General features: G+C 45.9%; 1 pseudogene. It reads left to right on the top strand.

The features are described 5' to 3' along the window. Positions 1-209 (top strand): annotated as a pseudogene (locus tag BFL47_RS19950) (hypothetical protein); the annotation flags it as partial.

The following is a 209-nucleotide window of genomic DNA, read 5'->3' as shown; positions in this document are numbered from 1 at the left end:
TCACCCGACTAAAGGAGAATGCCCTTTATGAGGGAATGGAAGACCTGGAAATCCCCGATAGCTCAGCGGACGGGTATATCAAGGATGAAATAATACAAATCCGCTATAAGGACGGGGATAAGAAGGAACAGCATGTGGTACTCAGACGGGTCGCCTTCTATGATCCGGATAAACATAGGGTGATCCAGTTCCTGACCAATATATTTGAT

It is taken from the genome of Arcticibacter eurypsychrophilus (assembly GCF_001730525.1).
Lineage (GTDB): Bacteria > Bacteroidota > Bacteroidia > Sphingobacteriales > Sphingobacteriaceae > Arcticibacter > Arcticibacter eurypsychrophilus.
Note: the sequence above shows the minus strand (reverse complement) of the source record. Positions and strands in the feature narration are given on the sequence as shown.